We start from the raw sequence: 3,008 nt of genomic DNA on the forward strand, positions 1-3,008 counted from the left end.
GGCGCGGCTATGCGGCCGGCATGGGCATGACGATCGGCAGCGTGTTCGGCCGCATCGCCGGAACGGAGGCGGCGCGCAATGCTCGCAACTGAGAAGGACGGTGCGCGGCCGGGGAGCCATGCGACCGCGCTGCTCACCGAGGCCGACCGGCTGATGACGGTGTGCAATTCGTGCCGTTATTGCGAGGGCCTGTGCGCGGTGTTTCCCGCCATGGAGATGCGCCGTGCCTTCTCCGACGGTGACCTCAACTACCTCGCCAATCTCTGCCACGCCTGCGGCGCCTGCTATACCGACTGCCAGTTCTCGCCGCCGCACGAATTCGATGTCAACGTGCCGAAGACGCTCGCCATCGCTCGCGCGGAATCCTATGCGTACTACGCTTGGCCGGGCGCGCTGTCGGGCCTGTTCGCGCGCAACGGTGTCGCGATCAGCCTGATCGCGGCGGTGAGCGTCGCCGCCTTCATCTTCGGCTTCGCAGCCTTCAACGACGCGCAGGTGCTGCACGGCATCCACACCGGCCCCGGCGCGTTCTATGCGCTGATGCCGCACAACGCGATGGCGGCGCTGTTCGGCGCCGCCTTCCTCTATGCCGTTGCGGCGCTTGCGCTGAGCATGCGTGCGTTCTGGCGCGACATCGGCGAGCCCGTCGGCATGAGCGCCGACGCGCCGTCGCTCTGGCAGGCGATCAAGGATGCCGCAGGCCTGCGTTATCTCGACGGCGGTGGGGTTGGCTGCTTCAACGAGGACGATCAGCCGACCGATCGCCGCAAGATCTATCACCACCTGACGTTCTACGGCTTCATCCTGTGCTTTGCCGCGACCTGTGTCGCCACGCTCTATCACTATCTGCTCGGGCGCGAGGCGCCGTACGCCTGGTGGGACCTGCCGGTGGTGCTCGGCACGCTCGGCGGCATCGGGCTGGTGATCGGTCCGATCGGCCTGTTGTTTGCGAAATCGCAGCGCGATCCGGCGCTGACGGATGCGGCGCGCACCGGGATGGATACGGCCTTCATCCTGATGCTGCTGCTCAGCAGCGTCACCGGGCTTGCGCTGCTTCTCTTGCGGGAGACATCGGCGATGGGCCCGCTGCTGGCGCTGCATCTCAGCGTCGTGTTCGCGCTGTTCATCACCCTGCCCTATGGCAAGTTCGTGCACGGCCTCTACCGCTTCGTCGCACTGGTGCGCTACGCGCGCGAGCGGCGCATGGTGATGCATGCTTGACGCCGTCGTTCCGAGGCGATGCCACCCGGTCCGCGCGAAAACGCGGCCGGATGACAGGCTCCGCATCGAACCCGGAACGACGCGTTACGTGGCTCACAAATCCACCACCACATAGTCGCTCTCGACCGCGACCTTGATGGTCTCGGCGACATACGGCCCCTTCACCACCGCCGTGCCGGGCTCGACGTCGACTGGATAGGTCTTCACGCGGAAGCGGCGCGGATCGCAGTAGGACTGGCCGGTGCGGACGTCGAATTCCCAGCCGTGCCAGGGGCAGCGCAGGATCTCGCCAGGCCTGGTGTATTCGATCTCGCCGGGGTCCTTGGATTGCGCGAGCCCGATCAGCGGACCCTCGCACAGCGCCGCGCCCTGGTGCGGGCAGCGGTTCAGCAGACCGAAGAACTCGCCCTTGACGTTGAAGATCGCGATCGGCCGGTCGTCGATGACGACGAACTTGCGCGAGCCCGGCGGCAATTCTGCCACCGGGCCGATGACGTGCTTCGCCATGCTATTCTCTACGCATGATCTTTATCGGAAAACCGCTTCGCACTTTTCCGGATCATGCGATTCCGTACACCTTCCTGGCGTTGCCGAGGAAGAACGCGTCGCGGTTGGCATCGGAGACGCCCACCGGCAGCACGCGCGACGGCTCGTCGAAATCCCAGTGCGGATAGTCGGTCGCGAACAGGAGCTTGTCCCAGCCGATCCAGCCGATCACGTCCAGCAGATGGTCGCGCCGCTCCGGGTCCTCCATCGGCTGCGTGGTCCACCAGATGTGCTCGCGAATGTATTCCGACGGCAACCGCTTCACATGCGGCACTTCGCTCTTGAGCCGCTCCCAGCAGCGATCCAGCCGCCAGGCCAGCGACGGCGCCCAGCCGAAGCCGGCCTCGACCATGATCATGTTCAGCTTCGGGAAGCGCTCGAAGACGCCTTCCAGCACCAGGCTCGCCAGCGCGGTCTGCTGGCACTGCGAATGGCCGACCATCTCCTCGATGTAATAACTCGGCCAGCCCGAGGCGGTGATCGGATTGCCGCCAAAGCCGAAGGCGTGGACGCCGATCGGCAGCCCCGCCTCTTCGGCCGCCTCATAGATCGGCCAATAGCGGCGCTGGCCAAGCGGCTCGACATTGCGGCTGAGCAGCAGCACCTGCACGAAATTCCTGTCATTCGCGCGCCTGCGGATTTCCTTGGCCGCCGTCACGCCATCCTCATTGGCGACCACGACGGAGCCTTTCAGCCGCGAATCCTGGCTGGTCCACTTCTCGATCTGCCAGTCGTTGATGGCCGAGCAGATCGCGGCGGCGAGGTCGTGGTTGCGCAGCCCCTGCCCGGTTCGCAGCGGATTGAGCACGCCGAGCACGACGTTGTTGGGGTCGAGATGCTGCTTCTGCATGAAGGACAACGAGGAGCCCTGCGGCCCGCCTTCCGGCGGGTAGGCATCGCGACGCGAGGCGTTGGGCTGCGCCTTCGGATAGGGCGGACCTTCCATCATGCCCTGGTAGGGATGCTCCTGATAGGTTTCGAGATGGTCGTGCCAGCGTTTTGCCAGATACGGATAGAGCTCGGTCTTGGTCGCCCGCGCCGGATGGATGTCGCAGTCGGCGATCGCGGTCTTGGCGACGGCGGCCTTGGCCGCTCCGGGCCGTTCGCGAAGCTGGATGTTCATGACATTGTCTCCTTCGCTGCGGGCTGTTTCAGCCGGCCGTAGGTGGCAAACGGATTGTCGATCATGATCTTGCGCACGAGGTCGGCCGACAGCCCGTCCGGCAGCGCATTGTCACCCT

General features: G+C 65.6%; 3 protein-coding genes. 1 reads left to right on the forward strand and 2 read right to left on the reverse strand.

All coding sequences use genetic code 11. The annotated features are described in order from the left end of the window. Window positions 1-78 precede the first annotated feature (78 nt). Complete coding sequence (tcuB, locus tag JOY90_RS35405) at window positions 79-1,221, forward strand: tricarballylate utilization 4Fe-4S protein TcuB (protein WP_291695730.1); 1,143 nt, start codon at window positions 79-81, stop codon at window positions 1,219-1,221. A gap of 93 nt (window positions 1,222-1,314) precedes the next feature. On the opposite strand, the gene JOY90_RS35410 is transcribed toward tcuB, so the two are convergent. Both JOY90_RS35410 and JOY90_RS35415 read right to left on the reverse strand, forming a co-directional pair. Further along, a complete protein-coding gene (locus JOY90_RS35410; protein ID WP_291695731.1) occupies window positions 1,315-1,728 on the reverse strand; it encodes a Rieske (2Fe-2S) protein in 414 nt (137 codons plus the stop codon). A 52-nt stretch (window positions 1,729-1,780) separates the two neighbouring features. Continuing rightward, window positions 1,781-2,890, reverse strand: a complete 1,110-nt coding sequence (locus tag JOY90_RS35415) for an amidohydrolase family protein (RefSeq protein WP_291695732.1) — start codon at window positions 2,888-2,890, stop codon at window positions 1,781-1,783. Window positions 2,891-3,008 lie beyond the last annotated feature (118 nt).

Source organism: Bradyrhizobium sp. (genome assembly GCF_019242285.1).
Lineage (GTDB): Bacteria > Pseudomonadota > Alphaproteobacteria > Rhizobiales > Xanthobacteraceae > Bradyrhizobium.

Excerpts from the sequence above, each read along its gene's own strand:
- tcuB (WP_291695730.1), top strand. The coding sequence starts at position 79 with ATGCTCGCAACTGAGAAGGACGGTGCGCGGCCGGGGAGCCATGCGACC.
- JOY90_RS35410 (WP_291695731.1), bottom strand. The coding sequence starts at position 1,728 with ATGGCGAAGCACGTCATCGGCCCGGTGGCAGAATTGCCGCCGGGCTCG.
- JOY90_RS35415 (WP_291695732.1), bottom strand. The coding sequence starts at position 2,890 with ATGAACATCCAGCTTCGCGAACGGCCCGGAGCGGCCAAGGCCGCCGTC.